Origin of the sequence: Mesorhizobium sp. M1307, from assembly GCF_040318155.1 — a bacterium.
In the GTDB taxonomy this organism is placed as follows: domain Bacteria; phylum Pseudomonadota; class Alphaproteobacteria; order Rhizobiales; family Rhizobiaceae; genus Mesorhizobium.
On sequence record NZ_JAMYLR010000016.1, the window covers coordinates 1 to 26,552 of the forward strand.

Consider the following 26,552-nt stretch of genomic DNA (forward strand, 5'->3'; position numbering starts at 1 on the left):
AAAGAGCTCACAAACCGAGACCATCCCCAGCGACCTGGTGTATCTGCGGAGGACAGGCTGCGCGTATTTCCGTAGGTCCGTAGGGCAGTAGGGGAGTAGGGCAGTAGGGCAGTAGGGCAGTAGGGCAGAGGTTCGAGCGCCCTTTAAACATACTGCCCTACTGCCCTACTGCCTTATTCCCCTTATCACTATCCCCCAGCGCCAACTGGTCCGTGATCTCGAAGCGTTCGGAAGCACCGACGCGGATCATGTTCAGGCTGCCCTCGCGGGTGAAGCGGAATTCGCCGGGCGCGTCCGCACCGGCCGGCTTGCCGGCCTGGAAGCTGATGATGCGCGTGCCGCCATCGGGCCATGTCACGGTCACGTCGATCTTGTCGCCGGTGTGCACGACGTGTGCCTTGCAGCTCGTCATCGGCTGGCCGAGATAGCGCGCGCAGGGGATGGCGTTGCCGGCACCGGGTACCGGTGTCCCCGGCGGCTGAAGCCGCGCAACGGTCTGTGCGTCGGCCGGAGGCGCCGCGTTGGCCGCGCCGAAATTCCGGACGGGGTCCGCAGCCACGGGCGGCGATCCATCAACCTGTCCAGTCGAGGGGTTTCCAGCGGCCAGGGCCAAGCGGTAAGCGTCCTCGATCGCCACCTTGCCGATTGCGTCAGCGGAGTTCAGCACCGTTTCGGGAGCGGTCGCGCCGAGGCGCGTTGTCAGATCGGGCAGTGGTTGAGAGGCAGGGCTCTCCGTATTGGCCGCCGCCTGGGGTGTCACTTGCTGGGGATTGATAGGATCGAGGTAGCGCGCCGGCGCCCATCCGCTCAGTTTGGGGTCGTCAATGTCTTCAACCTTGCACCATTTGTAACCGCTGACGTCGCCGCAGCCGAGATTTTTCACGCTCGAACCGCTCGGCAGCCGCGCCTCGATCTTGCCCATGGCCGACGCCGTGGCGCGCACGTTCAGGAGATCATCCGGAGCAAGACCCGTCACAATCGAGATAATGGGCTCCGGCTCCTGGCCGTTGGCCGGCAACTCCGCCAGCATCAGCGGAGCGGCAACCATCGCAAGCAGCGTCGTCGGGAGTGTTACTGTGCGCCTAATCATCTGCCATGGGCGGTAGGTTCAATTGCCGAAGGCGCGGCCAGGCACGAAAACGCCATCGCACGCCAGCCGGTTTTTATAGGCGACGAGACGGCGCTGTGTAAGCCCGAAAAGGTGCCGCGTGTTGAATCGCGACCAGGCCACTTCCGTGAACTAACAGCCGGCAAAATATTGCACATTTCATGTAAATATGCACTCTCTCAAGTAAGGTTGAGGAGGGCAATATGGTCGACCTTGAAATATTTGCGCAGGTGGAAAACATAGTTCGCCAGCGTATCAAGAAAACGCGCGCCGAGATTGAGGCTTCACTTGGTCACATCGCCAACGGCAATCCGCTGGCCGCCGAACAGACCCTCTCCAGGCGCCTCGACAGGTTGCAGGTAAAGGCGTCGCTCAGCCGCACCGAAGCGGAGATGATATCGGCAGCGATCGACATGAGGTCTGCCGGGGAAAGAAAGGCCGCCGCCAAGCAGCCAGGGCCGGAGGCAATTCTCGGCCCAACGCTCGATTTCATCGGGATCGCATTCCTCGAGCGTGGGCGCCGTGCTGCCGATGCGGTTGGCCGCGTTGCCTTTCTCAACGGCAATCCACAAGGATCGGGTTTTCTGGTCGGGCCAAGGCTGTTCCTCACAAACAACCATGTGATTTCGTCGCCGGCGGATTCCCGGCGCTTCCAGGTCCAGTTCGATTATGAGCAGGACGGTGCGAATGCCGTGCGTACGCCGACGACGTTCCTGTTCGATCCTGAATCCTGTTTCGTGACCGATAGCATAGAGGGTCTGGACTATACGCTGATCGGAGTTGGCGAGCGGCGTTCCGGTCCAAAGGAACTGGGGGAGTTCGGTTTTATCTCGCTGTCGGATGCGCGCGACAAGCATATGCTCGGCGAAATCGCCAACATCGTCCAGCATCCCGATGGCCGCTTCAAGGAACTGGTGCTGCGTGAAAACCGGTTGGTGGCCCGCGACGAAACGGTGCAAGTGCTGCACTATGTCGCCGACACCGAACAGGGTTCGTCCGGCTCCCCGGTCTTCAACAATGAATGGGAACCTATCGCCCTGCACCATTGGGCCGGCCCGTTCCACGAGGTGACGGGCATAGGTGGCTATGCGCTTGCGCGCGAGATCAACGAAGGCATACGGATCAGCGCCATCGTTGACGATCTGGGTGCTAGAAAGTCCAAGCTGCCGGGCTCCTCGGCATCGGCGGTTTCGCAAGCTCTGGCGATTTGGGCCGGCATGCCGCGCATGATGGACGAGACAGTTCGGCTGAACGCCGATATTCGCGAAGATGTGCCGGACAAGCCGGTGCAGCGGCCGGAACCGGATCGCAATCCGCCGGCGACGAGACACAATGCCGATGGCTCGGTCACCTGGACTTTTCCCATCGAGATAAATGTCCGGGCGCCGCTGATCGACCGCGACGGAGGCGATGCGAGACGAAACGACGGCAAAGGCCCGGCAAGCGAACCCGGGAAGGTGGCCATCGCCGAGGCCGCGGGTTGGAAAACAGAGGATTTCGACGATCGTGGAGGGTATGAGCCCGGCTTCATACCGGGCTTTGTCCTGGCAATGCCGACGGTTGCCAATTCACCCTACCGGTTGGCCAAAAACCTTCTTGCCAAACCGGGAGAGGACCCACACGAATTGCGCTACCATCATTTTTCGATCTTGATGAACGCCGATCGCAGGCTTGCCTTCGTCACCGCCTGCAATATCGATGGATCCCGCACCAAGGCGGTCAATCGTGAGGACAAGACGGTCATCGACGACCCGTCGCTTATCGAATTGGGGGTGGAGTCGATTTCCGGTTCGGAAGCCAGCGATGCTTTCCGGCCGGATCGGCGCATCGACCTTGGCGAGCAGATGACCCAGGAATTCTATTCGAGCCAGAATGTGCCTGGATTTCCCGTCGCAAAATCCAAGGAACGAATCGCTCGAATGTTCCAGAAGGGCCATATTACACTTCGCGGCGACCCCGCATGGGGCGTCGATCAGGAGGCGGTCGCGGCAGAACGCGACACGTTCTTTTATACCAATGCTGCGCCGCAAGTCGGCTTCTTCAATCAAGGAAGCTCGCTTAACCATCCCGGCTCCAAAGGGAAGTTGAGATGGCGCGCGGTAGAAACCTATGTGCTGCGCAACGCCTATACGATGCGAGGCCGTGTCACGGTGTTTGCCGGGCCAGTGTTCGGCGAGGACGATCCTCCTTACCGCTTCGAAAGCCATGTTCCGCTGAAGTTCTGGAAGATCGCGCTGTGGTCCGATCAAGCTGGCCTGCGCGCCATCGCGCTGCTGGCGGACCAGAAGCCGGTTTTGGAAGTGATGCCCGAAGCGTTCGGCGAGCGTGCCGAGGCATTCGATGACCCGCTTGAAATTGCCAGGGTATCGGAGTTCCTTTCGACGGTGGCCGAGATTGAAGAGCTGACCGGCCTGAACTTTGGCCAGCAGGTGCGCGACGCCGACATTCGGGCCGGTTCCGAATCCGCCCCAGCACAGAGTTTCAACCCAACGCAACTAGCGCCCAAGACGTCACGGCCAAAGGCTTCGGCGACCAAGACTTCGACGTCCAAGACTTTGGCGTCCAAGACTTCGGCGGCCAGCGCCCGACATCCTGCCAAGCGATCGAAGCGATCGGCGTCTGACGACTGAAGATTGGACCGGTCGCGACTTCTGCCGCTCGAAGGCGGTCATCCGTTCAGCTAGGCATGAAGCCGGTACGCAGCGCGTGGGCCCATTCGGGCCGTCCCGCCTGCTCGGCCTGATACGCCGCCGCCTCATGGTCATAGTCGACGGCGATGGATTCGAAACGATCAGGATGCAAGTCGACGATGCCGTAGCGGGCGTGCGGCGAGCCCTGCTCGGAGACATGCGCCGGCGGGGTTGAATCGTCATAGGCCGGGCAGCCGATGCTGCCCGGGTTGAAGATGACCGGACCGCCGGGAATGCGGACCAGCTCGCTGCGGTGGCTGTGGCCGCAAAGCATGATGCGGCAGGCGGGATCGATCGCGCCGAGCCGCCGCTGGATTGCGACCAGCGGCGCGCGCACCAGCCGGCCGTCGACGATCGCGTCAGTCAGGTATTTTTCGTCGTGGTCGGGCCGGGCGTGGAAGGCGAGTATGCCGGGCGCCACCTTCAGCGTGAGGGGCAGCGCAAATAGCGCCTCGCGTTGGCCTGCGGTCAGCCGTTCCTGCGCGTAGCGGTCGGACGGCCACATGGTCTCGTCGGCGGTGTCGCGGGCAACGCGGCGGTCGTGGTTGCCGCGCACCGTCGGCAGGTCGAGCGTCTCGAGCCTCTCCATGGTCTCGCGCGGCCAGAGCGGGCCGGAAACGCAATCGCCGAGATTGACGATGAGGTCGGCGCCGCCGCGCTGCCGCAGATCATCGAGCACGGCGTCGAGCGCCAGGACATTGCCGTGGATGTCGGCGAGGACGGCAATGCGCATGGCAGGCTCCGTTAATTGGAATGGCTGGAGGGCAGGTGAAGCTATTTTGCTCGTCTCGCGAAGCGGGCGAGAGCGGAACCCAGCTTCGGGCCGTTCAGGCGCGGACTTCGATCTCGTGGCCGCCAACCGCCGGCAACGATGCGTCGTCGCCGGCCGCGGCAATCACGCTGTCGAGCAGGCCCGGGAAGCGGCGGTCGAGATCGTCACGGCGCAGCGTGATCAGCCGGCTGGTTCCAACCGCCTCGGTGCGGGTGACGCCGGCCTCACGCAGCTTGGCCAAATGGTAGCTCAGATTGGTCTTCGAGCAGAGATCGAGGAACCGGCTGCAATTCAGCGGAACGCCCTCTTTGCTGGCGAGATAGCGCACGATGGCCAGTCGCGTCGGGTCGCCGAGCACGGCAAGCACGTTCGGCAGGCTGATCTGGTCGGCGGTGGGATGGGGCAAGGTCATGCCCAGGAATTAAGCACATTCGGAGCCGATTTCAACGCATCTCCTCTCGTGGCTAATGGACACATAGTTTCGTTCCGTCGCCCCGTCCTGACACCGGGCTGTCAGGATGGTTCGGCTATTTTGCAGCGGCTTTATTGACATCATGCCCTGTTATGTCCAATTGTTCAATAAGCTTTGAACTAAGGAAATTGCCATGGATAAGCGCCTCATCTGGCTTGCGCTCGGATCGTTCACGATTTCGACCGAAGGTTTCGTCATCTCCAGCCTTTTGCCCGACATTGCAAAGGATGCCGCCATCTCCGTTCCGCTCGCCGGCACGCTGATCACCGCGTTTGCGCTCGCCTATGCGATCGGCACGCCGATCCTGGCAACGCTGACCGGCGAATGGGACCGGCGCCGCGTCATCCTGTGGACGCTGGTGTTCTTCGTGTTGGGCAACGTCGCCGCGGCGCTAAGCTCCTCCTTCGAATTGCTGTTGATCGCGCGCATCGTCATGGCGCTGTCGTCAGGCTTGTTCGCGGCGACCGCACAGGGAACGGCCGTTGCGCTTGTCGACGACCATCATCGCGCCCGCGCCATTGCCGTGGTCGTCGGCGGCACCACCGTGGCGGTCGCGGTCGGCGCGCCGCTCGGCGCGCTCGTTGCGACGGTTGCCGGCTGGCGCGGCACCTTCTTTGCCATTGCCGGCCTTGGTGCGCTCGCCGGCGCGATCCTGTAGTACCGGCTGCCGCGCGGCATCGTCGGCACCAGGCTGCCGCTCCGGATGCGGCTGGCAGCGGCACTTCGGCCCGGCGTCATGCCTATCCTGGTGACGACCATCCTGGCGCTGATCGGCGCCTTCACCGTCTTTGCCTTTGTCGCGCCGCTCGCCATCGAAGGCGGCGGACTGAGCCCGATCGCGCTTCCCGGAATGCTGCTCGCTTTCGGCGTTGGCGCGGTCATCGGCAATATCGGCGGCGGTCAGGCCGCCGACCGTTTCGGCGCGACGCGCACCGTCTGCTGGTCGCTGGCGCTGAGTGCCGCCATGCTGGTCACGTTTTCGCTGATCCCGATGTTCCTGCCGCGCGAGATCGCCGGGCCGGCGCTCATGGCCATGATGGTGCCGTGGGGCATCGTCGGCTGGGCGTTCCCGCCGGCGCAGGCCAGCCGTATCATCAAGCTGGCGCCCGATGCCGCGCCCATCGTGCTGTCGCTGAACGCTTCGGCACTCTATCTCGGCGTCGCACTGGGTGCCGTGGTCGGCGCCGCTGTGCTGCGCTATGGCGCACCGGCCGACCTCGGTGTGGTCGCGGCGGCATTCCCGATCATTGGTCTGGGCGTGGTGCTGGCGGGCCATCTGGCGGCGCGTCCGGTGGCGATGCCGGCCGAATAAGGCTTGTTAGCGGAGCTTGGCTGCCCGCCGCCGATAATTCAAGTCGCGGCGGGCGGTGCGTCAAAATCCAGCGCGGCGATTTCGTCCAGCGCCGAATTCTGGGAAGTTGCCGGAAGCGACCTCGCCGACGTTCCGCAAGAAATCGTCGTGACCGCCGACGATCTGGTCGATGCAGCGCTGGTTGGCCTGGCAAAGGGTGAAGCATTCACGGCACCGGGTCTTGCCGATATTGCCGGGGTGGATGCCTTTCTTGGCGTCCGGCAAGGCTTCTTCGGCAGTCTTCTGGCGGGCAAGCCGGCGGCGCGTTACGCTGCCTGACATGGCTAAAGACTGATCTTACGCTGTCCGCCACATCGGGATGATCGAGGCGGCCAGCAGCAGGCCAAGCATGATGTTGAGCATGCGCCACTGCCGCTCGGTTCGCAGCAACCGGGCGAGCAGCGTGCCCGCCACGCACCACGCCGCCAGCGATAGGGCCGCTGCAAGACCGAAGACCGTGCCGAGCAGCACGGCGAGCTGCAGCGGCCCGTTGGCGAGCGCGGCAAAGGATGCCGCCGCTCCCAGCCCCATGGCCCAGCCCTTTGGGTTCATCCATTGCAGGCCGGCGCCGCCCAAAAAGCTGTTCGGCTTTGCCATGGCCACGTCCAGATTGGGCGGACCGCTGCGGCCGATCTTGAGGGCAAGCCACGTCAGATAGAGGGTACCGGCCATTTTCATTGCCAGTTGCAGCGAAGGAGCGGCGGCCAGCAGACCGGCGAGCCCGGCAGCACCTGCCGCAGCCACCGTGGCCAGGCCGGCCGCACTCCCGGCCATCAGCGGGATAGAGCGGCGAAAGCCGAACTGCGCGCCGGACGCCGTCGATAAGGTCGTCGCCATGCCGGGCGTTGAGGTTGAGACCAGCGCGAACAGGACGAGGGGAAGGACGGTTTCAAACATGCTGCTTCCTTTGAAGCCCGCACGGTAGGCTGTTCGGCTCATCAGTAAATGCAATGTTTGCTATGACACGCATTAGCAAATATAATAGCTGGATGCTCCGCAACCTCGATACTGCCCTGGTTCGAACCTTCGTCACCGTTGCCGACAAGGCCAGCATGACGGCGGCGGCCAACGCGCTGCATTTGACGCAGGGTGCCGTCAGCCAGCAGATCAAGCGTTTGGAAGAGGTTCTCGGCTGCAGCCTGTTCGATCGCGATCGGCGCGGATTGCGATTGACCCGCTCCGGCGAGCGATTGTTCGGCAAGGGCAAGCGCCTGCTTTCCCTCAATGACGAGATCCTGGCGGAGATGGCGGGCGATGCGGTTGCCGGTCAGGTGCGGCTTGGCGTGCCGTACGACCTTGTCGGCACCTTGCTTGCGCCAGTGCTGAAGGCCTATGCCGAGGCCTATCCGCAGGTCGAGATCTCGCTTGTCTGTGCTTCGTCGCCAGAGTTGGCCGCAGCCTTGGCGACCGGCACGATAGAGCTCGCGGTGATCGAGGAGCCGATCGGTCGGTCGGCCGGTGAATGCCTTGTTGTTGATCGGCTGGTCTGGGTCGGCGCCAAAGGCGGCGCCGCCCGCGGCAAGCGGCCCTTGCCGGTTTCGATGGTCGCCGAGACCTGTGCGTTCCGCCCGGTGGTGCTGGAGGCGCTCAACGAGCATGGGCTGGAATGGCGCACCGTATTCGAAAACGGCAGCATCGACGCGACGACGGCGACGGTGCGTTCGGACTTGGCCGTCACCACCTGGTTGGCGTCGACCGTGCCTGTCGACCTCGACATTTTGGCCAACGATCCGGAGCTGCCGTTATTGCCGAATTTTTCGATCAATCTGCATTTGCCGAAGCACGACGTCGCGCCGGCTGCACTGGCATTCGCGGGCCACCTCCGCGATGGGTTGGCACGGCGACGAGAGGCGGCTTAAAAACAGCAAAAAGGACGGCCAGTGTTCAGCCGTCCTTGATCGCCCCGCGGCATCTACTTCCAGTTCTTGCGCCGCTCGATCTCGGCTTCGGACGGCTGCTCCGTGGCAAATGACCCGGTCTTGATCTCGCCGGAGCGTTCATAGCTCGCCATGAGGACGCCGGTGGTCGATGCCTGCGAACGGGTCAGCTTGAAGGCGGCAGGTATCGTGCCGCTGCCGAACAGTTTTTTGCCCTTGCCCAGCACCAGCGGGAAGATCAGCAAGCTGATCTCGTCGATCAGGTCATTGGCGAGCAAGGTCTGGATCAGCTCGCTCGATCCCTGAATGAGCAGGTCGGGGCCGTCCTCCTGCTTCATCCGGCGCAACGTCGCAACGACATCGCTGCCGAGCGGCTGGCTGTTTTGCCAGGACAGCGAATCCGGCCTGTGCGTCGCCACATATTTGGTGACGGCGTTGAAGCTGTCGGCGATCGGATCATTCTTCTGATAAGGCCAGTGGGCGGCGAAGATGTCGTAAGTCTTGCGGCCGAGAAGCAGCGCGAACGGTTTTGAAAACGTCTCGCCCATCGCGGCGCCCATCACATCGTCCCAGTAATGAAACGTCCAGCCGCCGAATTTGAAGCCGCCGACAGGGTCCTCTTGCGGGCCGCCGGGCGCCTGCATGACGCCGTCGAGGCTGACGAATGTTGCGGTGATGATCTTCCTCATTGGAGCTTCCTTTCCCTGATCCGTGCCGTCATGGCCGGAGTTCGAGCCAAGGACGGGCGAACGGACATTTATCCGACAGCGGCCGGCAAATTTCCAGGGTTGGAAGGACGGATGACTGCCGACCTTGTTGCGTCGGCTTGGAGAAGAGAAACGCTCAGCCCAGACCGACGACCGTATCGTAGAGCAGCTTGAAGTTGAGCACCAGGATGAGCCCGGCGACCACCCAGGCCAGCACGGCAACGGCGCGGGAAATGGCGAAATTGCCCATCTTGCGCTTGTCCGAGACGAACTGCACCAGCGGTACGACAGCGAAGGGGAGCTGCATCGACAGGATTACCTGGCTGAAGACCAGCAACTGGCCGGTTCCCTTCTCGCCATAGAGCGCGGTGACCACCACCACCGGGATGATGGCGATGCCGCGCGTCAGCAGGCGGCGCGCCCATTGCGGGATGCGCAGCCGCAAGAACCCTTCCATCACGATCTGGCCGGCGAGCGTCGCCGTCACCGTCGAGTTCAGGCCGGAGGCGAGCAGCGCTACGGCAAACAGGATGGAAGCGATGCCGAGGCCAAGCAGCGGCGACAGAAGCTCGAAGGCCTGGCCGATCTCGGCAACGTCATGATGACCGGTGCCGTGGAACGCCACCGCCGACACGATCAGGATGGAAGCATTGACGAACAACGCCAGTATCAGTGCGATGGTCGAGTCGGTCGTCGCCCATTTGATGGCATCGCGCTTGCCGCGATCGGTGCGCTCGTAGGCGCGGGTCTGCACGATCGAGGAATGCAGATAGAGATTGTGCGGCATCACCGTGGCGCCGATGATGCCGATGGCGATGTAGAGCATGGCCGGATTGGTGACGATCTCGGACGACGGCACGAACATCGCGTGCAGGATGGAGCCGACCGGCGGGGCGGCGGCAAAGATCTGAATGGCGAAGCAGCCGAAGATGATAATCAAAAGCGCTATGATGAAGGCCTCGAGGAAACGGAAGCCCTTGTTCATCAGCAGCAGCAGCAGGAAGGCATCGAGCGCGGTGATAATGGCACCGCCGATGAGCGGAATCCCGAACAGCAGTTGCAAGGCGATCGCCGTGCCAATGACCTCGGCCAGGTCGCAGGCGATGATGGCCAATTCGCAAGCGACCCAAAGCATGAAATTGACCGGTCGCGGATAATAGGCGCGGCACGCCTGCGCAAGGTCGCGGCCGGTGGCGATGCCGAGCCGGGCGGCGAGTGCCTGCAGCAGGATCGCCATCAGGTTCGACAACATGATGATGAAAAGCAGCGTGTAGCCGAATTGGGCCCCGCCGGCGAGGTCGGTCGCCCAATTGCCCGGATCCATATAGCCGACCGAAACCATGTAGCCCGGCCCCATGAAGGCGAACAGCCGGCGAAGCCAGATCCCCGAGTGCGGCACCGCGATCGTTGCGTTGACTTCGCGAAGGCTGGGCTGCTCGTCGTCCTCCGGGCGGGCAAATCGCCACATGGACCGGGGGGCTGAGGTGGCTTCGGCTTCCGACATGAAACGGCTTTCCACTGGAACGATCGATGTTGTCTCCTTATCTATGCCACGGCTGAACATTATGCAATATGCTATGTTTCATTGTCTGAGCTTTTTCTTGTGGCCGCTTGGCCGTGCGGCCGGAACGGCAGTGAACGCCGGTTGCGCCGGCCACCGAATGGAAATAAACGGCCAGAACCAATAGGGTTCCGTGTTATGACCGCAATGTCGATTCAAACTGCCGGGAGGAGCGTATTGGCGCTGAAGAAAAGACCGGTTCCTCGCGAAAAGCCGCTGCCTGACGCAGAAATCCACTCGGAAGGCTTTAGGCAGACGCGTGAAGCGCGCCGCAGCGCGCTGGTCGAGGATTATGTCGAGCTCATCGCCGACCTGATCGAGGATGGCAACGAGGCGCGCCAGGTCGATATCGCGGCACGGCTCGGCGTCGCTCAGCCGACGGTGGCGAAAATGCTGACGCGGCTGTGCGCCGACGGGCTGGTCTCCCGGAAGCCTTATCGCGGCGTGTTCCTGACCGATGCCGGCCGCAAGGTTGCGGAAGAGAGCCGCATTCGCCACCAGACGGTCGAGGCCTTCCTGCGCTCGCTCGGGGTCAGCGCCGAGACGGCGCGCATCGACGCCGAGGGCATCGAGCATCACGTCAGCGCCGAGACGCTCGAAGCCTTTCGCAAGGCAATAATCGCCGCCCGCTGAAAAGCACGGCCAGCGTATCTCTTCGCGCGACTCGCTTCCCACGAGCAGGGTGAACGGCACAGACCTTGCGATGTCTCGGCCAGAGAGCAGGCAAGCGTCAGCAAGCATTGCTTGTTCGCACGAAAAATACTGTGACTTGGCCTAACCGTTGAGATAATTGTTGTCGCGTCCGATCGAACCGGGACACGGCCCGATCGGCCGGAAAATTGCATCACGGGGGTTGCCATGCTCTGGAAGGGCCGTCGTCAGAGTGACAATGTCGAGGACGAGCGCGGCCAGAGCGGCGGGCTTGGCGGCGGGCCGGGGCAGTTTCGCATCCCGATCGGCGGTCGCGGCGGCGGCGGCGGCATGTCGGGCATTATCATCGTAGGGTTGATTTTCCTGGCAGGGTGGTATTTCGGCTTCGACCCGAGTCAGATCCTCGATAACAGCGGCTTGCAGCCCGGCGGCGGCCAGATCACCGACAATAGCGGCGAGCAAGGCGGCGGCACCGGTGCGCCGGCATCCGACGAGATGAAGCAGTTCGTGTCGACCGTGCTGGCCGAGACCGAGGATACCTGGACTGGCATTTTCCAGTCCGAGGGCCTGACCTATCAAGATCCAAAACTGGTCCTGTTCAGCGGCCAGATTCGCTCCGCCTGCGGTTCTGCCTCGTCAGCGGCCGGACCATTCTACTGTCCCAACGATCGCAAGGTCTATCTCGACACCACCTTCTTCCAGCAGCTCGATCAGCAGTTCGGTGCCTCGGGCGATTTCGCACAGGCCTATGTGATCGCGCATGAGGTCGGCCATCACGTGCAGAACCTGGTCGGCATCCTGCCCAAATTCAACCAGATGCGGCAGAGCATGGGCGAAGCGGACGCCAACCACATGTCGGTGCAGGTCGAGCTCCAGGCCGACTGCTTTGCCGGCATTTGGGCACATTTCACCGGCCAGAAGGGCATTTTGGAGCAGGGCGACATGGCGGAGGCACTGAACGCCGCCAAGCAGATCGGCGACGACACGCTGCAGAAGAAGATGCAGGGCTACGTCGTGCCGGAAAGCTTCAACCACGGAACGTCGCAGCAGCGGCAGACCTGGCTGGCGCGCGGGTTCCAGAATGGCAAGCTTTCGGACTGCGACACGTTCAACAACCCGATCTGAGCCGACGGTTTTCTCGTAATCCGAGAGACTGGATCGCAGTCAGGGGATGTCAGGATGAAAGCACTCTGCCCGTTCCCTCATTGTTCCCAGCGATGTGCTCGCCTATAAGGTGTGTTCCCGTTCGCTCGGGCGGCCCGAGGAGATACCATCATGATAGACCCCAAAACCGCCAGGCGGGGCCTTGCGCTTGTTTTCACCACCCTGCTGCTCGACATCATCGGCTTCGGCATCATTATGCCGGTGCTGCCGGCCTATCTCAGGGAATTGACCGGCGTCGGCATCAGCGAGGCGGCTATCGAGGGCGGCTGGCTGTTCTTCGTCTATGCGGCGATGCAGTTCGTTTTCGCACCAGTGATGGGCGGGTTGAGCGACCGGTTCGGGCGGCGGCCTATCCTGCTTGCCTCGGTGCTGACGTTCGCTATCGACAATCTGATCTGCGCTATCGCCTGGTCCTATCCGATGCTGTTCATCGGCCGCGTGCTGGCCGGCATTTCCGGTGCCAGTTATTCCACGACATCGGCATTCATTGCCGATATCTCGACCGACGAAAATCGTGCGAAGAATTTCGGGCTGCTCGGCATTGCTTTCGGCGTCGGCTTCGTCATCGGGCCGGTTCTGGGCGGGTTGCTCGGCACGTTCGGGCCGCGTGTGCCGTTCTATTTCGCTGCCGGGCTTGCTTTCGCAAACTTTCTGATCGCGCTGTTTCTGTTGCCGGAAACACTTGATGACAAGCACCGTCGCCGCTTCGAGTGGAAACGCGCGAACCCGGTCGGCACGCTCGTCCAGATGCGCAACTACGAAGGTATCGGCTGGATCGGACTTGTCTTCTTTCTGATGACGCTGGGGCACATGATGTATCCTGCGGTCTGGTCGTTCGTCTCCAATTATCGCTATGGCTGGAGCGAACAACAGATCGGCTTCTCGCTCGGCGCTTTCGGCCTGTGCGGGGCGATCGTCATGGCGACAGTCCTGCCGCGCGTGATCCCTAAGATTGGCGAGTGGAAGACAGCGGTAATCGGTCTGGCATTTACCGCACTCAGCGCCTTCGGCTACGCCGTCGCGTCACAAGGCTGGATGATCTATGCCGTGATCGTCGTCGGATGTCTCGAGGCGTTGGCCGACCCGCCGCTCAGAAGCCTGGCGGCCGCCAAGGTGCCACCTTCCGCCCAGGGCGAACTCCAGGGCGCGATGACCTCGATCTTCTCGATCACCTCGATCATCACACCGCTGCTTTATACGGCGATCTTTTCCTGGTTCACGGGGCCGAACGCGCCCGTGGTTTTCGGCGGTGCCCCGTATCTGCTCGGCGCGATTTTCCTCACGCTGGCGCTCGTCGTCTTCGTCACCAGGGTGGCCAAGCCGACGCCGAAGGAAGTCAAACGCATGCACGCGCAGGAACCGGTGACAGGCGGGGCTTGATCGGCGCCGGGAGCCCGGCTGGCGCCGTCAATCAAATTCGTTTTTACGCATGCGCTAAACACGCTCGGCCAGTGCCGGCTCGCCGCGCTTTTCGCGGATGAGATTGACGAAGCGGCGAAACAGATAGTGCGAATCCTGCGGGCCGGGCGAGGCTTCGGGATGATGCTGGACCGAGAAGACCGGCCTGCCGGTGAGCGCAATGCCGCAATTCGAACCGTCGAACAGCGAGACATGCGTTTCCTCGACGCCGCTCGGCAATGAGTCGGCGTCGACGGCAAAGCCATGGTTCATCGAGACGATCTCGACCTTGCCGGTGGTGTGGTCCTTGACGGGATGATTGGCGCCGTGGTGGCCCTGATGCATTTTTGCGGTCTTGCCGCCCAGCGCCAGCGCCAGCATCTGGTGGCCGAGGCAGATGCCGAAAAGCGGGATTTCGGTCTTCAACAGATCCTGGATGACCGGAACGGCGTAGTCGCCGGTGGCTTCCGGATCGCCAGGGCCGTTGGATAGAAAAATGCCGTCGGGCCGCATCGCCAGGATCTCCTCGGCGCCGGTTTTTGCCGGCACCACAGTGACCTTGGCGCCGAGGCCGGCCAGCAGGCGCAATATGTTGCGCTTGACGCCGTAGTCGACAGCAACGACGTGCATCGACGGATCAGCCTGTTCGCCAAAGCCCTCGTTCCAGACCCAGGGCGTCTCGCGCCAGACCGAGGACTGGCCGGAGGTCACCTCCTTGGCGAGATCAAGCCCGATAAGCCCTGACCATGCGGCGGCGCGGCGCTTGAGGTCATCGACGTCGAAGATACCGTCGGGCGCGTGCGCGATGACGGCATTGGGCATGCCCTTTTCGCGGATCAGCGCGGTCAGCGCCCGCGTGTCGATGCCTGAAAGTGCGACGATGCCGCGCTTCTTCAGCCAATGGTCGAGACCGGTTCCGGCGCGGTAATTCGACGGGTTGGTGACATCGGCCTTGAACACGGCGCCGACGGCGCCGGCGCGGGCCAGCGGGTTGAGGTCCTCGATGTCTTCGTCATTAGTGCCGATATTGCCGATATGCGGAAAGGTGAAAGTGACGATCTGGCCGGCATAGGATGGGTCGGTGAGTATCTCCTGGTAGCCGGTCAGCGCGGTGTTGAAGCAGACCTCGGCGACGGCGGAGCCGGTGGCGCCCAGACCGCGGCCCTCTATGACAGTGCCGTCGGCCAGCACCAGCAGGGCTGTCGGCCTCTCGCTGGCCCAAGGGGGGGTCGACGCGGCTGTCATCGTTGCCATGGCGGCACTCCTAAAGGTTGCGCCCTCAGTCGGCGCAACAAAAGGCGCGAAGCGGCGATCTCACAGCCTCGGCGCGCTAAGTTTTCATTTGTGCCTGTCGTTGCCCAAAACCGCTACGCATTTTTGGGCGACGTGCACTAGAATTCAATTCATGCAAGGCCCAGTACATAGGGGAAGGCGCCAAGGCGGTCAATGATGCCGCGCCGCGCGAGCCTAGATTTATTTCGTCGAATAATATCAGCGGTTTGCCGGACGCTATCGAGTTTGCCTTGAGCTATCGGCACGACTATTGTCCGCGGCATTCGAAGGAGAAAGCACCATGCGAGGCAAAATCGCCGAATCCCTGAAGAGTGCGATGAAGGCGCAGGACAAGCGCCGGCTGCCGACATTGCGGCTGATCCAGGCGGCCATTCATGATCGCGACATCGCCAATCGCGGCGCCGGCAAGGAGCCGGCCAGCGACGACGAAATCCTGCAGATCCTGGCCAAGATGGTGAAGCAGCGCGAAGAATCGGCCAAGGCGTTCGATGACGGCAAGCGGCCGGAGCTTGCAGCGCAGGAGCGCGACGAGATGGCCATCATCCGCGACTTCCTGCCGACGCAACTGGGTCAGGCCGAGACGGAAAGCGCCGTCCGTTCCGCCATCGCCGAGACCGGCGCCAGCGGCGTCAAGGATATGGGCAAGGTGATGGCGGCGCTCAAGGAGAAATACGCCGGTCAGATGGATTTTTCCAAGGCGAGCGGCATCGTCAAGAGCCTGCTTCAGTAAGCCGCCGAAGGCCCTTGCCGTCGCGCCCGCAATCCGGCAGCCAAAAGCTCGCGCCCGTGATCGAACTCGTTAAACCGGCACTTGAACACCTGCCGTCCTACAAGGCGGCCCTCGAGCGCGGCTGGTCGCCGGACAATGTGCGGCTGCTCGACGCGACGCTCGAGCAGCTTGCGGCTATCGAAAAGGATCCAGCGACTTTCCTTGGCGATCTCGACGATTCCGATGGCAAGGGACCGCCGATCACCTTGCCCGACGGTTCGACGGTGCCGCGGCTGCCCGGATTCCGGCGCTGGATCTGGGACGGGGAAGTCGCAGGCTCAATCGGCCTGCGCTGGCAGCACGGCACCGCGGCGCTGCCGTCGCATGTGCTCGGCCACATCGGCTATGCGGTGGTGCCGTGGAAACGGGGACGCGGCTATGCGACCGAGGCGCTGCGGCTGATGCTGGTGGAGGCGAGGGCGGTTGGCCTGCCCTTCGTCGAAATCACCTGCAAGCCTCACAATGTGCCTTCGCAGATGGTCGTTCTGGCCAATGGCGGCCGGCTCGTCGGGCGTTTCTTCGAGGACGCCGCCTATGGCGGCGCGGAAAGCCTGCGCTACCGGATCGATCTGTAGCCCTATTCGGCGGCAGCCGGCAGCGGCGGCGCAGCCCGGCTTCGCCATTCCCAGACATGCGAGGCAAGCGCAACCGCGACCGCGACCAGCATGGCGATCGCGCCAACCACCGGCAGGCTGCGATAGCCATAGCCGGCATTGAGCATCGCCGCGCCGAGCGATGCGGCGAGCGCGATGCCGACATTGAAGCCCGACGGGATGAGCGACGAGGCAAGGTTGGAGGCGTCCGCGGTCCAGGTCAGGATGCGGGTCTGGATCGGCGTGCCGATGGCAAAGTTGAGGCCGCCCCAGACGAAGATCGCTATCACCATCGGCAGCGGGTAAGGGCTGACAGCGTAGATCAAGGCGAGCATTGCCGCCTGCAGGAAAAGCATGGCGATGAGCGACGGCATCAGCTTCCAGTCGGCGAGCCGCCCGCCGACGAAGACGCCGATCGTTGCGCCGACCCCATTGAGCAGGAGCACCCAAGGTATCCATTTCTCGTCGAGGCCTGTGACCTCAAGCAGCGTCGGCGTGATGTAGGTGAACAGGCCGAACTGGCCGATCATCAGCATCAGCATAATAATGAGCGAGGTCCAGACCTGCTGGCGTGCGAGCACGCGGACCTCGCTTCCAAGGCTCGCCGACGGGCTCGACGATCCCGTCTTGCGCGGCAGCAGGGCGCCGATTGCCGTGAAGGCCACCACACCGAGCGCGCACATCACCCAGAATGTCGCACGCCATCCCCAGATGTTGCCGATTGCCGTGCCGGCCGGAACGCCGATTACGTTCGATACGGTGAGGCCGGACAGGATCAGCGCCACCGCCATGCCGCGCTGGTCTTCGCGCACGAGGCCGACGGCCACCACCATGGCAACGCCGAAATAGGCGCCATGCGCCACGGCCACCGCTATCCGCAACAGCAGCATCGAAGCGAAGTCGGGCGCCAGCGCGCAGGCGGCCTGGCCGATGGTGAAGGCTGCAGTCAGTCCAAGCAGCAGGGCCTTGCGGGAGAACCTTTTGGTGGCGAGCGCCAGCAGCGGGCCGCCGACTGCAATGCCGCCGGCATAGCCGGAAACGAGATAGCCGGCGGTCGGGATCGCGACGCCAAGGCCCTCCGCCACCTGCGGCAGCACGCCGGCGATGACGAATTCGGTGGTGCCGAAGGCAAAGGCGGCAATGAACAGGGCAATGAGGGGGAGCATGGCGGAAAGGCGATCCTCGGATAAGGTCGCCTCAAACCACGGATGAGGGCAGCGGGCAATCCAGAAATTGTCGACGCCGCTTTAGCTTTTCTTGATCGCCGGTCAGGCGCCCGCCGCGGAGGCAAGAGCTAGGCGGCTGCCTTCCTTCCATAAGGAATTTTCAGCCACGCTCGCTCGTGAAGATAGTAGAGCAGCGACTTGGTGACGACCTCGGTCAGGCCGATGGCCGCGGCGAGCTTGATGCTTCCGGTCACGACGAGCGAAATGATCATCGTGTCGATGGTGCCGGTGACGCGCCAGGAAAGCGCTTTGGCGAAGCTGCGGGAATGGGTGTCCATCGACTTTCCTTCCGGTAGATGCGGCGATCTTTAGCCGACAGACAGGAGGTGGCGCAAAGATAATTTTTGCGCATTGGCCAACAGCAATTTTCTAGGCGATGTTCTGAAGCTACCCGGCCTGTGGATGCAATCTATCCGGCCTTCAGCCGCGAACCGGTGAGCAGGCCGCGCTCCTCAAGTACGGGATAGGCCATCGAGGCGAGCAGCGAGTTGATCTGCTTGAGGTCGCGAATGGTGTCGAGATGGATCGAACTGGTCTCGACGCTCTTGGGGGTGCCGTCGCGCAGCCGCACGAAATGGCTCTGGCTGGTTTCCTTCTCGCGGTCGCGCAGCCGGTCCTTTTCCAGCACCAACTGGCGAGCGGTCTCCGGATCGCGGGATACCAGCACGTTGAAGGCAAGCCTGGCATTGGCAAGCACCAAGGCATGGAAGGCGCAAAGCTCACGCCAGCCTTCCGGCGTGAACTCCAGCCCGCGCTCGAATTTCTTCTTCACGTGGACCAGCATGTTGCGCACGATGATGTCGCCGACCTGCTCCAGCTTGACGCAGGCGCCGATCAGTTCCTGGCAACGCAGGGCCTCGTCCTCGCTCAGCGGGTTCTTGGTGACCCTGGCCAGATAGAGCTTGATCGCCGCGTGCTTTCTGTCGACACGGTCGTCGAGTGCGGCCAGCGCGCCAATCTTTTCGGCATCGGCGCTCTCATAGAGCTCGATGATCCGTTTCAGCATGATCTCGACCGTTTCGCAGACCCGCACCACCTCGCGGGTGGCGTTGGCCAATGCCTGGCTCGGCACGTCGAGCGCACTTTCGTTGAGCGCCGAAAGCTCGACGACGTCGAGCGCGTTGGCGGCCTGGGGCTTGGTGCCCAACGCCACGATCCTTTCCGAGGCGCGATAGACCAGGCTCGCCAGCGGTAGGCCGGCGATCAGGATCAGGATGTTGAAGACAATGTGGGCATTGACGATCTGCTCGGGCACCGTGCTGCCCAAGAAGGCGACCAGCGGCTTGAACGTCAGGAACAGGATCAGCATGATCAGCGAACCCATGCCGCGCATCAGGAGATTTCCGATCGGCACGATGCGAACGCCTGGTTCTGCGTTGCGGGTTAGTAGCGGCGCGATGATCGAAGAGCCGAGATTGACGCCGAGCACCAGCACGATGCCGAGTTCGGGCGGGATGAAACCGCGGCCGGCGAGCGTTACCATCAGCAGCACCGCGGCAATCGAGGAATGGAACAGCCAGGTGACCAACGCCGCCAGAAGATAGGCGGTGACCGGATCGCCGGAGAAGTAATCGACGATGAGCGGCATCAGCGTGCTCTGGCGCAGTGGCTCCGACGCCTGGCCGATCATCTCCAGCGACAGAAGCAGCAGGCCGATGCCGACCAGGATGCGGCCGAACTGGCGCCAGTCGCGCCGCTCGGTGGCCATGAACATGACGGTGCCGGCGACCAAGCAGATCGGCACCAGCAGCGACAGATCGAAGGTGAGCAGCTTGACCACCAGTGCCGAGCCGATCTCGGCGCCGCGCACCGCAAGCTGGCCCGACATGCCGCTGACAATACCGGAGCCGGCGAATGAGCCGACCAGCAAGGTGACGGCGGTCGAGCTTTGCAGCGCGACAGCCAGGCCGCAGCCGGCCAGAACCGCCATGAACGGATTGCGCATTGTGGCGCGCAGTTTGTGGCGCAGCACATCGCCATAGGCGCGCTCGACGCCGGTCTTCACCAGACGGGTGGCAAACAGCATCAGTGCGACCGCACCGGCGAGGTGCAGCAAGACGACCGAGCCACTCATGCCAGGCCCCGCAACGCGACAGGTGCCAGCGACGCGGGCGCGGTGAAGTCAAGGGTGCAAAAGTGGGCGCGAATCGTGGACATTGCAGAGGTTGATATTACTCCGATTTATTTTAGCCGAATAATAAATTTTGCCCGGTTCCGACGCCTGCTGCCACGCGACGGGGCGTGTCGGAAATGGATGGCTGACAAAATGGTTGCATAGCCTGCGGGGTTGCGGCGGGTCATGCGTCCATTCCCGGACGCCCGCTTTAAAGGTAACGCTGAATTAGTCGTTCTAAACGTAGGAAATCATTACGAAAACGTAATCTCGGTGTTCAGTTTCGGTTCATCCTCCCGGCTCTATTCCGTAGGCATCGACAACCAAGGAGTACCCGCCATGAAACGTATCGTTCTTTCCGCCATTGCCTTCTCGATGCTGGCTGCAACCACCTGGCAGGGCCAGACTGCACCTCTGAACACACCAAACGCGTCGCAGTCGAACTACAGCCAGGTCGACTGGCAAAGGCCCGGCAGGCATGTCGACGTGAACAAGCGCGTCGTAGTGAAGAAAAAGATCGTCGTGAAGCGCAGCCATTGGCGCAACGGCCAGAGATATTCCAGCTGGAAGCGTCACCAGCCGATCCGCGACTATCGCCACTATGGCCTGCGCCGTCCGGGTCCCGGGCAGGAATGGATCCGGGTCGGCAACGACTATCTGCTGGTCAGCGTTCTCTCCGGCCTGATCTTCGGCGCCATCGCCGCGCAGTGAGCCCGGAACGGCTGACCGCGCTGCGTCGGTTTAGATCGAGAAGGCGGCCCGCGGGCCGCCTTCTCTTTTTGGCCTGTGAAAACCGGGTATGATCGCCATTAGGAGTCGTCGGGCTTCGACCGTGTGATTATATGGAGGCCAAACGAGCTGTCCCCCATGCGCTTTCCGCCTGCTTTCCTCGACGAGATCCGCGACCGCGTGCCGATTTCTTCGGTGATCGGCCAGCGCGTCGCGTGGGACAGGAAGAAGACTAACGCGCCGCGCGGCGACTATTGGGCGTGCTGTCCCTTCCATGGCGAGAAGAGCCCGTCCTTCCACTGCGAGGACAAGAAGGGCCGCTACCATTGCTTCGGCTGCTCGGTTTCGGGCGACCATTTCAAGTTCCTGACCGAACTTGACGGGATGAGCTTTCCTGAAGCGGTCGAGAAGATCGCCGACATGGCCGGCGTGCCGATGCCGGTTCGCGATGCCCAGGAGGAGCGGCGCGAAAAGGAACGCGCCAGCCTGACTGACGTCATGGAGATGGCGACGGCGTTCTTCCAGGAACGGCTGCAGGGACCGGAAGGGGCAAAGGCCCGCGCCTATCTGCGCGACCGAGGGCTGACACCGGCGACGCAGCAGTCTTTCCGCCTCGGCTATGCCCCCGACAGCCGCAATGCGCTGAAGGAGCATCTTGCCGCCAGGGGTGTCCCCAAGGCCGACATCGAGGCGTGCGGGCTGGTGCGCCATGGCGACGACGTCCCGGTTTCCTACGATTGGTTCCGCGACCGCGTCATGTTCCCGATCCCGGATTCCAGGGGCAAGATCATCGCCTTCGGAGGGCGGGCACTGGCGCCGGATGCGCTGGCCAAATATATGAACTCGCCCGATACGGAGCTCTTCCACAAGGGCAACGTGCTCTACAATTTCGCCCGTGCGCGGCAAGCACTGGGAAAGGGGACGCTGGCCAAGGCCGGCACCGTCATTGCCGTCGAAGGCTACATGGATGTGATCGCGCTGGCGCAGGCCGGCTTCGAAAACGTGGTGGCGCCGCTCGGCACCGCGTTGACTGAAAACCAGCTCGAACTTCTATGGCGCATGGCTGGCGAGCCGGTGCTGTGCTTCGACGGCGACCAGGCCGGGTTGAAGGCAGCGTGGCGCGCCGCCGACATGGCGCTGCCGGCGGTCCAGGCAGGCCGCTCCGTGCGCTTCGCCCTGCTGCCGGAGGGCAAGGATCCCGACGATCTGGTCAAGGGTGACGGGCCGGATGCGTTCCGCGCCGTGCTTTCCGAGGCACGGCCGCTGGCCGACCTCTTGTGGATGCGCGAGACCGCCGGCGGCATCTTCGACACGCCGGAACGGCGGGCGGAGCTCGAAAAGACGCTACGCGAACTGACCAGCCGCATCCGCGACGAGAGCCTTCGCTATCACTACCAACAGGAAATGCGCGAGCGCGTGCAGAGCTTCTTCGGTGCCCAGCGCGGACGCCAGGGACGTCAGGACGGACGGCCCGGTGAGCGCTTCCCGGGCAGGGTCTCAGCACCCGGCGGACAGTTTGCACGTGGCGGCGGTGCCGGTGGGCGCACCGCGATCACCGAAAGCCTCGGCCGCTCGGCGCTGGTCAAACGCGGCGGCGAGGGCATGTCGGTGCGCGAGGCGACGATCATTGCGGCCCTCGTCAACCATCCCGTGCTGATCGACGAGAATTTCGCCCATGTCGAGTTCCTCGATCTCGCCAATTCCGATCTGAAGCGGCTGCATGCGGCCATCCTCGACGCCATGGCGCACGATATGGCCAACAACCGCGAGGCTGTAATCGCGACGATCGAGCGGGCCGGCTGCGGTGAGATCTGGCAGCGCGCGGTGGCGCTCATCAAACGTGCGCGGCAATGGCCGGCGCTGGAAACGGCAGCACTCGACGATGCTCGCGATGCGTTCAGCCAAGCTCTCCACTTGCAGCGCAGCGCGCGCACCTTACATAAGGAGCTGAAGCAGGCGGAAGCAGCGCTCGCCAGCGATCCCACGGACGAAAATTACCGGCACCTGGTCGAAATCCAGGCGCAATTTCGTGATGTGCAGGCAACGGAAGCGCTGATCGAAGGGTTTGGCGTATCGTCGGGCAGAGCTGGGCGCGTTTAGATCGAAGCCTCCAGAAGACTGAAATGTAAGGACGTGCTTGCGCGTTGAATCAAGCGTGCGGTGCTCTAAGTCGGGTAATTGATTCGCTTTTTTCATGCGAATCATGCGAGAGGCGCTTGACCTTCCGCCAGAATGGCGGAATCAGGTCGATTCGAAACGTTAACCCGCCCCGGCATCGACGGGAATGCAGCGATGTAAGGTACTGATCACTGGACAGGCAGTCAGCTTGCCACAGATATCAGGGTTAATCTGGACTTAACGAGAGATGCAGTTACTGGCCCGGTAAAGCGCGTTCTGGAAGGAGCGCATCCAATTTGACCGGACTGGCAGCTTACGCGGCTTTGATACTCAGCCGCTTGGAGAAAATAAAGACTATGGCGACAAAAGAAAAGGAAGAAGTCGAGACCGAACGCGAGGCCGCGACCGATGGCCCTCTGCTCGACCTTTCCGACGATGCTGTCAAGAAGATGATCAAGGCCGCCAAGAAGCGCGGTTATGTCACCATGGACGAGCTGAATTCGGTGCTGCCCTCGGAGGAAGTGACCTCCGAGCAGATCGAGGACACGATGGCCATGCTTTCCGACATGGGCATCAACGTGGTCGAGGACGACGAGCAGGGCGAGGAGCCCGAAGCCGCCGATACCGCCGCTGACGCCGAGGAAGACGCCAACGAGCTGGCCGAGCAGACCGGCACTGCCGTCGCCGCCACCACGACCAAGAAAGAGCCGACCGACCGAACCGACGATCCGGTCCGCATGTATCTGCGCGAGATGGGCTCAGTCGAGCTTCTGTCGCGCGAGGGCGAAATAGCGATCGCCAAGCGCATCGAGGCCGGGCGCGAGACGATGATCGCGGGCCTTTGCGAAAGCCCGCTGACTTTCCAGGCCATCATCATCTGGCGTGACGAGCTCAACGAATCGAAGATCCTGCTGCGCGAGATCATCGACCTCGAGGCGACCTATGCCGGGCCGGAGGCCAAGCAGGCGCCGGTTGTCGAGCGTATCGAGGAAGCCAAGACCGAGGAAAAGTCGCGCCGTTCGCGCGAGGACGAGGACGACATCACCAATGTCGGCGGCGACACGCGTGGCCTGGTGGACGACGACGAGGAAGACGATGACGAGGCGAGCCTGTCGCTGGCGGCCATGGAAGCGGAACTGCGCCCGCAGGTGATGGAGACGCTCGACGTCATTGCCGACACCTACAAGAAACTGCGCAAGCTGCAGGACCAGCAGGTCGAGAACCGGCTGGCTGCCGCGGGCACGCTGTCGCCCAGCCAGGACCGCCGGCTGAAGGAATTGAAAGACCAGCTGATCAAGGCGGTGAAGTCGCTGTCCTTGAACACGGCGCGCATCGAGGCGCTGGTCGAGCAGCTCTACGACATCAACAAGCGACTGGTGCAGAACGAAGGCAAGCTGCTCAGGCTGGCCGAAAGCTATGGCGTGCGCCGCGAGGAGTTCCTCAAGGAATATCAGGGCTCGGAGCTCGATCCCAACTGGACGCGCTCGATCGGCAATCTGACCTCGCGCGGCTGGAAGGAATTCACCAAGAACGAGAAGGACGCCATCCGCGACCTGCGCGCCGAAATCCAGAACCTCGCCACCGAGACGGCGATTTCGATCCAGGAATTCCGCAAGATCGTCAACCAGGTGCAGAAGGGCGAGCGCGAAGCCGCGATCGCCAAGAAGGAAATGGTCGAGGCCAATCTGCGCCTCGTCATCTCCATCGCCAAGAAATACACCAATCGCGGCCTGCAGTTCCTCGACCTGATCCAGGAAGGCAATATCGGCCTGATGAAGGCGGTCGACAAATTCGAATACCGCCGCGGCTACAAGTTCTCGACCTACGCGACATGGTGGATCCGGCAGGCGATCACCCGTTCGATCGCCGACCAGGCGCGCACCATCCGCATTCCGGTGCACATGATCGAAACGATCAACAAGATCGTGCGCACCTCGCGCCAGATGCTGCATGAGATCGGCCGTGAGCCGACGCCGGAAGAACTGGCGGAAAAGCTCGCCATGCCGCTGGAAAAAGTGCGCAAGGTGCTGAAGATCGCCAAGGAGCCGATCTCGCTCGAAACGCCGGTCGGCGACGAGGAGGATTCGCATCTTGGCGACTTCATCGAGGACAAGATGGCGATCCTGCCGATCGACGCGGCGATCCAGGCCAATTTGCGCGAGACGACGACGCGCGTATTGGCCTCGCTGACGCCGCGCGAAGAGCGCGTGCTCAGAATGCGCTTCGGCATCGGCATGAACACCGACCACACGCTTGAAGAGGTCGGCCAGCAGTTCTCGGTCACCCGCGAGCGCATCCGCCAGATCGAAGCCAAGGCGCTGCGCAAGCTCAAGCACCCGAGCCGGTCGCGCAAGCTCAGAAGCTTCCTCGACAGCTGAGGCCGGGTGACGGATAAGCAGTTTCAAGGGCGCCGGTGGCGCCCTTTTCCGTTTGGGCACAGGCGATCACGATTGAACGCGCCGCTCTTGCGTGTCGTGCCCTACGAGAGGATAATTCCGCGACGGACGCATTCTCTGGGCGACAAACCCGGATGCCCGCCCCGGCAGTTGGACGCCGTGCTCCGTGGCACCGGAGGGAGGTGTGGCATGACAACTTACATCGTGCTGATCAACTGGACGGAGCAAGGCGCCAAAAACGTGCGCGAATCGCCGAAGCGGCTCGATGCCGCCAAGAAGCTGCTGGGAGACATGGGCGGGTCCTTCAAGGCATTTTATCTCACCATGGGGGATTGCGACATGGTGGCCGTGCTCGAAGCGCCCGACGATGCCGTCCTGGCTCGTTTCTCGTTAATGCTGGCGACGGCTGGCAACGTCAGGACTCGGACGCTCAAGGCTTTCCCGGAGGATGCCTATCGCGAGATCATCACCTCGCTCGGCTGAGCCGCGGCGCCTGAAGCGCGTCGCGCTGAACGGCCTTTGCGACGCGCTTAAGCTCTTCTTTTTATGCATGTCGTTATCGTAAAACCGCTGCGTACCCTTTGGGCGACCTGGATCAGCGAAACCGGCCATTCCGCCGGTATCGTGTCACGTTGCGGCGCAACGGCATTTCTCGGATAATCCGTGCGTGTCCTCTGGTGCCGTTTCGAAAGATGAGCAAGCCTCTGCTGACCGTCTGGTATAATACGCGCTGTCCGGTCTGTGATGCCGGTATCAGCCGGCAGAAGCGGCGGCTGATCGAGGCGGTCAAGGCCGGGCGGATCGAATTTCGCGACATCAATGCCGAACCGGCGGCGCTGGCCGGATACGGCATCGGGCTGGAGGACATCCGGCGCCGGCTGCATGCGATCCACGCCGACGGCAAATTGCTGGCCGGCGCCGATGTTGCCATTGCTGTATGGCGGACGACGCCCGGCGAAGGCTGGCTCGCAACGCTGTTCGGCAATCCCGGCGCACTGCCGTTGACGCGCTATGGCTATGATCGCTTTGCCGATCTGCTCTATGCCTGGAACCGGCGCAAAGGCCGCTGGTAACGGGTATTATTCGCTCCGCACCGAAAGGTCCGGAGATTGTTTCCAGGCCTTTCGCGTGCCCTGCTATCGAGCCACGGGCTCGCAAAGCCAGCCAACGATACGGCGCACCGCCGGCAGCACCAGCAGCAGCGTCGGAAAGGCCACCAGCCAGGACAGGCCCCAAGCCGTCAGCCAAGTGGCCAGCATGTCGGGCTGGAAGCCAAGGCTTTTCAGTGTCGAGATGAACGACACGATGAACGTCATCAGCAACGACAGCACCAGCGGGCCGAGCACGGCGGCATAGCGCGCAGGCAGCTTGCTGCGGGGGGTTTTCATGGTCATTTGGATTTCCCTGAAGCATCCGGTTCGTCGCCTTGCATCCATTCGCCGGTATTGTCGGCGTAACTGCCCGGAACGACCGGGGTGGATGCGTTGCTTCACAGACGCTTACGGAGCGGCCTTCGGCCCTCATGCACCCTCTAGCTGCCCTCGCTGGCGAAATCAATCCTGCT

Annotated in this window: 24 protein-coding genes and 1 pseudogene; 14 read left to right on the forward strand and 11 right to left on the reverse strand. The window is 62.7% G+C overall.

Annotated elements, in window-relative coordinates:
- Positions 1-157 precede the first annotated feature (157 nt).
- Positions 158-1,048, reverse strand: a complete 891-nt coding sequence (locus NKH16_RS18670; RefSeq protein ID WP_352450703.1) for an SH3 domain-containing protein — start codon at positions 1,046-1,048, stop codon at positions 158-160.
- A gap of 263 nt (positions 1,049-1,311) precedes the next feature.
- Between NKH16_RS18670 and NKH16_RS18675 the strand changes: the two genes are divergently transcribed.
- Positions 1,312-3,738 (forward strand): DNA/RNA non-specific endonuclease, encoded by a 2,427-nt coding sequence (locus NKH16_RS18675; RefSeq protein ID WP_352450704.1) that lies wholly within the window; start codon positions 1,312-1,314, stop codon positions 3,736-3,738.
- A 46-nt stretch (positions 3,739-3,784) separates the two neighbouring features.
- Here the strand turns inward: NKH16_RS18675 and NKH16_RS18680 are convergent, their stop codons facing one another.
- Positions 3,785-4,531 carry a metallophosphoesterase family protein gene (locus NKH16_RS18680; protein ID WP_352747560.1) on the reverse strand — a complete coding sequence of 249 codons (747 nt, stop codon included), beginning with the start codon at positions 4,529-4,531 and terminating at the stop codon, positions 3,785-3,787.
- A 94-nt stretch (positions 4,532-4,625) separates the two neighbouring features.
- Positions 4,626-4,982 (reverse strand): ArsR/SmtB family transcription factor, encoded by a 357-nt coding sequence (locus NKH16_RS18685; RefSeq protein ID WP_023719360.1) that lies wholly within the window; start codon positions 4,980-4,982, stop codon positions 4,626-4,628.
- A gap of 193 nt (positions 4,983-5,175) precedes the next feature.
- Here NKH16_RS18685 and NKH16_RS18690 point away from each other — a divergent pair.
- A pseudogene (locus tag NKH16_RS18690) lies at positions 5,176-6,354 on the forward strand (MFS transporter).
- 3 nt (positions 6,355-6,357) lie between these two features.
- Positions 6,358-6,672: a hypothetical protein gene (locus NKH16_RS18695; protein ID WP_352450707.1), complete on the forward strand. Its 315-nt coding sequence runs from the start codon at positions 6,358-6,360 to the stop codon at positions 6,670-6,672.
- Positions 6,673-6,690: 18 nt separating this feature from the next.
- Here the strand turns inward: NKH16_RS18695 and NKH16_RS18700 are convergent, their stop codons facing one another.
- The gene (locus NKH16_RS18700) at positions 6,691-7,290 is read right to left on the reverse strand and encodes a LysE family translocator (protein ID WP_352450708.1); all 600 of its coding nucleotides are present in this window, start codon (positions 7,288-7,290) and stop codon (positions 6,691-6,693) included.
- Positions 7,291-7,343: 53 nt separating this feature from the next.
- On the opposite strand from NKH16_RS18700, the gene NKH16_RS18705 reads away from it, so the two are divergent.
- Positions 7,344-8,252: a LysR family transcriptional regulator gene (locus NKH16_RS18705; protein ID WP_352901009.1), complete on the forward strand. Its 909-nt coding sequence runs from the start codon at positions 7,344-7,346 to the stop codon at positions 8,250-8,252.
- Between the two features lie 53 nt (positions 8,253-8,305).
- Here the strand turns inward: NKH16_RS18705 and NKH16_RS18710 are convergent, their stop codons facing one another.
- Positions 8,306-8,959, reverse strand: a complete 654-nt coding sequence (locus NKH16_RS18710; RefSeq protein ID WP_352747567.1) for a dihydrofolate reductase family protein — start codon at positions 8,957-8,959, stop codon at positions 8,306-8,308.
- Between the two features lie 154 nt (positions 8,960-9,113).
- On the reverse strand, positions 9,114-10,481 hold the full coding sequence (locus NKH16_RS18715; RefSeq protein WP_352450711.1) for an Nramp family divalent metal transporter: 1,368 nt from the start codon (positions 10,479-10,481) through the stop codon (positions 9,114-9,116).
- Between the two features lie 234 nt (positions 10,482-10,715).
- Between NKH16_RS18715 and mntR the strand changes: the two genes are divergently transcribed.
- The 3 genes from mntR (at position 10,716) to NKH16_RS18730 (ending at position 13,733) form a co-directional block, all read left to right on the forward strand.
- Positions 10,716-11,171, forward strand: a complete 456-nt coding sequence (gene mntR, locus NKH16_RS18720) for a manganese-binding transcriptional regulator MntR (protein ID WP_023678308.1) — start codon at positions 10,716-10,718, stop codon at positions 11,169-11,171.
- A 225-nt stretch (positions 11,172-11,396) separates the two neighbouring features.
- Positions 11,397-12,314: a KPN_02809 family neutral zinc metallopeptidase gene (gene ypfJ, locus NKH16_RS18725; protein ID WP_352747569.1), complete on the forward strand. Its 918-nt coding sequence runs from the start codon at positions 11,397-11,399 to the stop codon at positions 12,312-12,314.
- A gap of 150 nt (positions 12,315-12,464) precedes the next feature.
- Positions 12,465-13,733 carry a TCR/Tet family MFS transporter gene (locus tag NKH16_RS18730; RefSeq protein ID WP_352747571.1) on the forward strand — a complete coding sequence of 423 codons (1,269 nt, stop codon included), beginning with the start codon at positions 12,465-12,467 and terminating at the stop codon, positions 13,731-13,733.
- A gap of 54 nt (positions 13,734-13,787) precedes the next feature.
- On the opposite strand, the gene carA is transcribed toward NKH16_RS18730, so the two are convergent.
- Entirely contained in the window at positions 13,788-15,005 is a 1,218-nt protein-coding gene (gene carA / locus NKH16_RS18735) for a glutamine-hydrolyzing carbamoyl-phosphate synthase small subunit (RefSeq protein WP_352747574.1), read from the reverse strand.
- Positions 15,006-15,324: 319 nt separating this feature from the next.
- On the opposite strand from carA, the gene NKH16_RS18740 reads away from it, so the two are divergent.
- The gene (locus NKH16_RS18740; RefSeq protein WP_023678304.1) at positions 15,325-15,774 is read left to right on the forward strand and encodes a GatB/YqeY domain-containing protein; all 450 of its coding nucleotides are present in this window, start codon (positions 15,325-15,327) and stop codon (positions 15,772-15,774) included.
- Positions 15,775-15,830: 56 nt separating this feature from the next.
- Complete coding sequence (locus NKH16_RS18745; RefSeq protein ID WP_352744541.1) at positions 15,831-16,388, forward strand: GNAT family N-acetyltransferase; 558 nt, start codon at positions 15,831-15,833, stop codon at positions 16,386-16,388.
- A 2-nt stretch (positions 16,389-16,390) separates the two neighbouring features.
- Here the strand turns inward: NKH16_RS18745 and NKH16_RS18750 are convergent, their stop codons facing one another.
- The 3 genes from NKH16_RS18750 to NKH16_RS18760 all read right to left on the reverse strand — a co-directional run bounded on the left by NKH16_RS18750 (position 16,391) and on the right by NKH16_RS18760 (position 19,706).
- On the reverse strand, positions 16,391-17,572 hold the full coding sequence (locus NKH16_RS18750; protein ID WP_352450716.1) for an MFS transporter: 1,182 nt from the start codon (positions 17,570-17,572) through the stop codon (positions 16,391-16,393).
- Positions 17,573-17,700: 128 nt separating this feature from the next.
- The gene (locus NKH16_RS18755; protein ID WP_023678301.1) at positions 17,701-17,910 is read right to left on the reverse strand and encodes a DUF2061 domain-containing protein; all 210 of its coding nucleotides are present in this window, start codon (positions 17,908-17,910) and stop codon (positions 17,701-17,703) included.
- A 131-nt stretch (positions 17,911-18,041) separates the two neighbouring features.
- Positions 18,042-19,706: a Na/Pi cotransporter family protein gene (locus NKH16_RS18760; protein ID WP_352747576.1), complete on the reverse strand. Its 1,665-nt coding sequence runs from the start codon at positions 19,704-19,706 to the stop codon at positions 18,042-18,044.
- Positions 19,707-20,084: 378 nt separating this feature from the next.
- On the opposite strand from NKH16_RS18760, the gene NKH16_RS18765 reads away from it, so the two are divergent.
- The 5 genes from NKH16_RS18765 to NKH16_RS18785 all read left to right on the forward strand — a co-directional run bounded on the left by NKH16_RS18765 (position 20,085) and on the right by NKH16_RS18785 (position 26,061).
- The gene (locus NKH16_RS18765; protein ID WP_352450718.1) at positions 20,085-20,456 is read left to right on the forward strand and encodes an RcnB family protein; all 372 of its coding nucleotides are present in this window, start codon (positions 20,085-20,087) and stop codon (positions 20,454-20,456) included.
- A 156-nt stretch (positions 20,457-20,612) separates the two neighbouring features.
- Positions 20,613-22,574, forward strand: a complete 1,962-nt coding sequence (dnaG, locus tag NKH16_RS18770) for a DNA primase (RefSeq protein WP_352747578.1) — start codon at positions 20,613-20,615, stop codon at positions 22,572-22,574.
- A gap of 374 nt (positions 22,575-22,948) precedes the next feature.
- Positions 22,949-24,970, forward strand: a complete 2,022-nt coding sequence (gene rpoD, locus NKH16_RS18775) for an RNA polymerase sigma factor RpoD (RefSeq protein ID WP_023678297.1) — start codon at positions 22,949-22,951, stop codon at positions 24,968-24,970.
- Between the two features lie 207 nt (positions 24,971-25,177).
- Positions 25,178-25,471 carry a GYD domain-containing protein gene (locus NKH16_RS18780; protein WP_352450720.1) on the forward strand — a complete coding sequence of 98 codons (294 nt, stop codon included), beginning with the start codon at positions 25,178-25,180 and terminating at the stop codon, positions 25,469-25,471.
- A gap of 209 nt (positions 25,472-25,680) precedes the next feature.
- On the forward strand, positions 25,681-26,061 hold the full coding sequence (locus NKH16_RS18785) for a thiol-disulfide oxidoreductase DCC family protein (RefSeq protein ID WP_352747580.1): 381 nt from the start codon (positions 25,681-25,683) through the stop codon (positions 26,059-26,061).
- A 63-nt stretch (positions 26,062-26,124) separates the two neighbouring features.
- On the opposite strand, the gene NKH16_RS18790 is transcribed toward NKH16_RS18785, so the two are convergent.
- Positions 26,125-26,382: a DUF2798 domain-containing protein gene (locus tag NKH16_RS18790; protein WP_031212108.1), complete on the reverse strand. Its 258-nt coding sequence runs from the start codon at positions 26,380-26,382 to the stop codon at positions 26,125-26,127.
- Between the last annotated feature and the right edge of the window lie 170 nt (positions 26,383-26,552).

Bases quoted from the DNA above. Each gene is read 5' to 3' on its own strand.
- NKH16_RS18670 (WP_352450703.1), bottom strand. From the start codon at position 1,048: ATGGTTGCCGCTCCGCTGATGCTGGCGGAGTTGCCGGCCAACGGCCAG.
- NKH16_RS18675 (WP_352450704.1), top strand. From the start codon at position 1,312: ATGGTCGACCTTGAAATATTTGCGCAGGTGGAAAACATAGTTCGCCAG.
- NKH16_RS18680 (WP_352747560.1), bottom strand. From the start codon at position 4,531: ATGCGCATTGCCGTCCTCGCCGACATCCACGGCAATGTCCTGGCGCTC.
- NKH16_RS18685 (WP_023719360.1), bottom strand. From the start codon at position 4,982: ATGACCTTGCCCCATCCCACCGCCGACCAGATCAGCCTGCCGAACGTG.
- NKH16_RS18700 (WP_352450708.1), bottom strand. From the start codon at position 7,290: ATGTTTGAAACCGTCCTTCCCCTCGTCCTGTTCGCGCTGGTCTCAACC.
- NKH16_RS18705 (WP_352901009.1), top strand. From the start codon at position 7,344: ATGTTTGCTATGACACGCATTAGCAAATATAATAGCTGGATGCTCCGC.
- NKH16_RS18710 (WP_352747567.1), bottom strand. From the start codon at position 8,959: ATGAGGAAGATCATCACCGCAACATTCGTCAGCCTCGACGGCGTCATG.
- NKH16_RS18715 (WP_352450711.1), bottom strand. From the start codon at position 10,481: ATGTCGGAAGCCGAAGCCACCTCAGCCCCCCGGTCCATGTGGCGATTT.
- ypfJ (WP_352747569.1), top strand. From the start codon at position 11,397: ATGCTCTGGAAGGGCCGTCGTCAGAGTGACAATGTCGAGGACGAGCGC.
- NKH16_RS18730 (WP_352747571.1), top strand. From the start codon at position 12,465: ATGATAGACCCCAAAACCGCCAGGCGGGGCCTTGCGCTTGTTTTCACC.
- carA (WP_352747574.1), bottom strand. From the start codon at position 15,005: ATGGCAACGATGACAGCCGCGTCGACCCCCCCTTGGGCCAGCGAGAGG.
- NKH16_RS18740 (WP_023678304.1), top strand. From the start codon at position 15,325: ATGCGAGGCAAAATCGCCGAATCCCTGAAGAGTGCGATGAAGGCGCAG.
- NKH16_RS18750 (WP_352450716.1), bottom strand. From the start codon at position 17,572: ATGCTCCCCCTCATTGCCCTGTTCATTGCCGCCTTTGCCTTCGGCACC.
- NKH16_RS18755 (WP_023678301.1), bottom strand. From the start codon at position 17,910: ATGGACACCCATTCCCGCAGCTTCGCCAAAGCGCTTTCCTGGCGCGTC.
- NKH16_RS18760 (WP_352747576.1), bottom strand. From the start codon at position 19,706: ATGAGTGGCTCGGTCGTCTTGCTGCACCTCGCCGGTGCGGTCGCACTG.
- NKH16_RS18765 (WP_352450718.1), top strand. From the start codon at position 20,085: ATGAAACGTATCGTTCTTTCCGCCATTGCCTTCTCGATGCTGGCTGCA.
- dnaG (WP_352747578.1), top strand. From the start codon at position 20,613: ATGCGCTTTCCGCCTGCTTTCCTCGACGAGATCCGCGACCGCGTGCCG.
- rpoD (WP_023678297.1), top strand. From the start codon at position 22,949: ATGGCGACAAAAGAAAAGGAAGAAGTCGAGACCGAACGCGAGGCCGCG.
- NKH16_RS18780 (WP_352450720.1), top strand. From the start codon at position 25,178: ATGACAACTTACATCGTGCTGATCAACTGGACGGAGCAAGGCGCCAAA.
- NKH16_RS18785 (WP_352747580.1), top strand. From the start codon at position 25,681: ATGAGCAAGCCTCTGCTGACCGTCTGGTATAATACGCGCTGTCCGGTC.
- NKH16_RS18790 (WP_031212108.1), bottom strand. From the start codon at position 26,382: ATGACCATGAAAACCCCCCGCAGCAAGCTGCCTGCGCGCTATGCCGCC.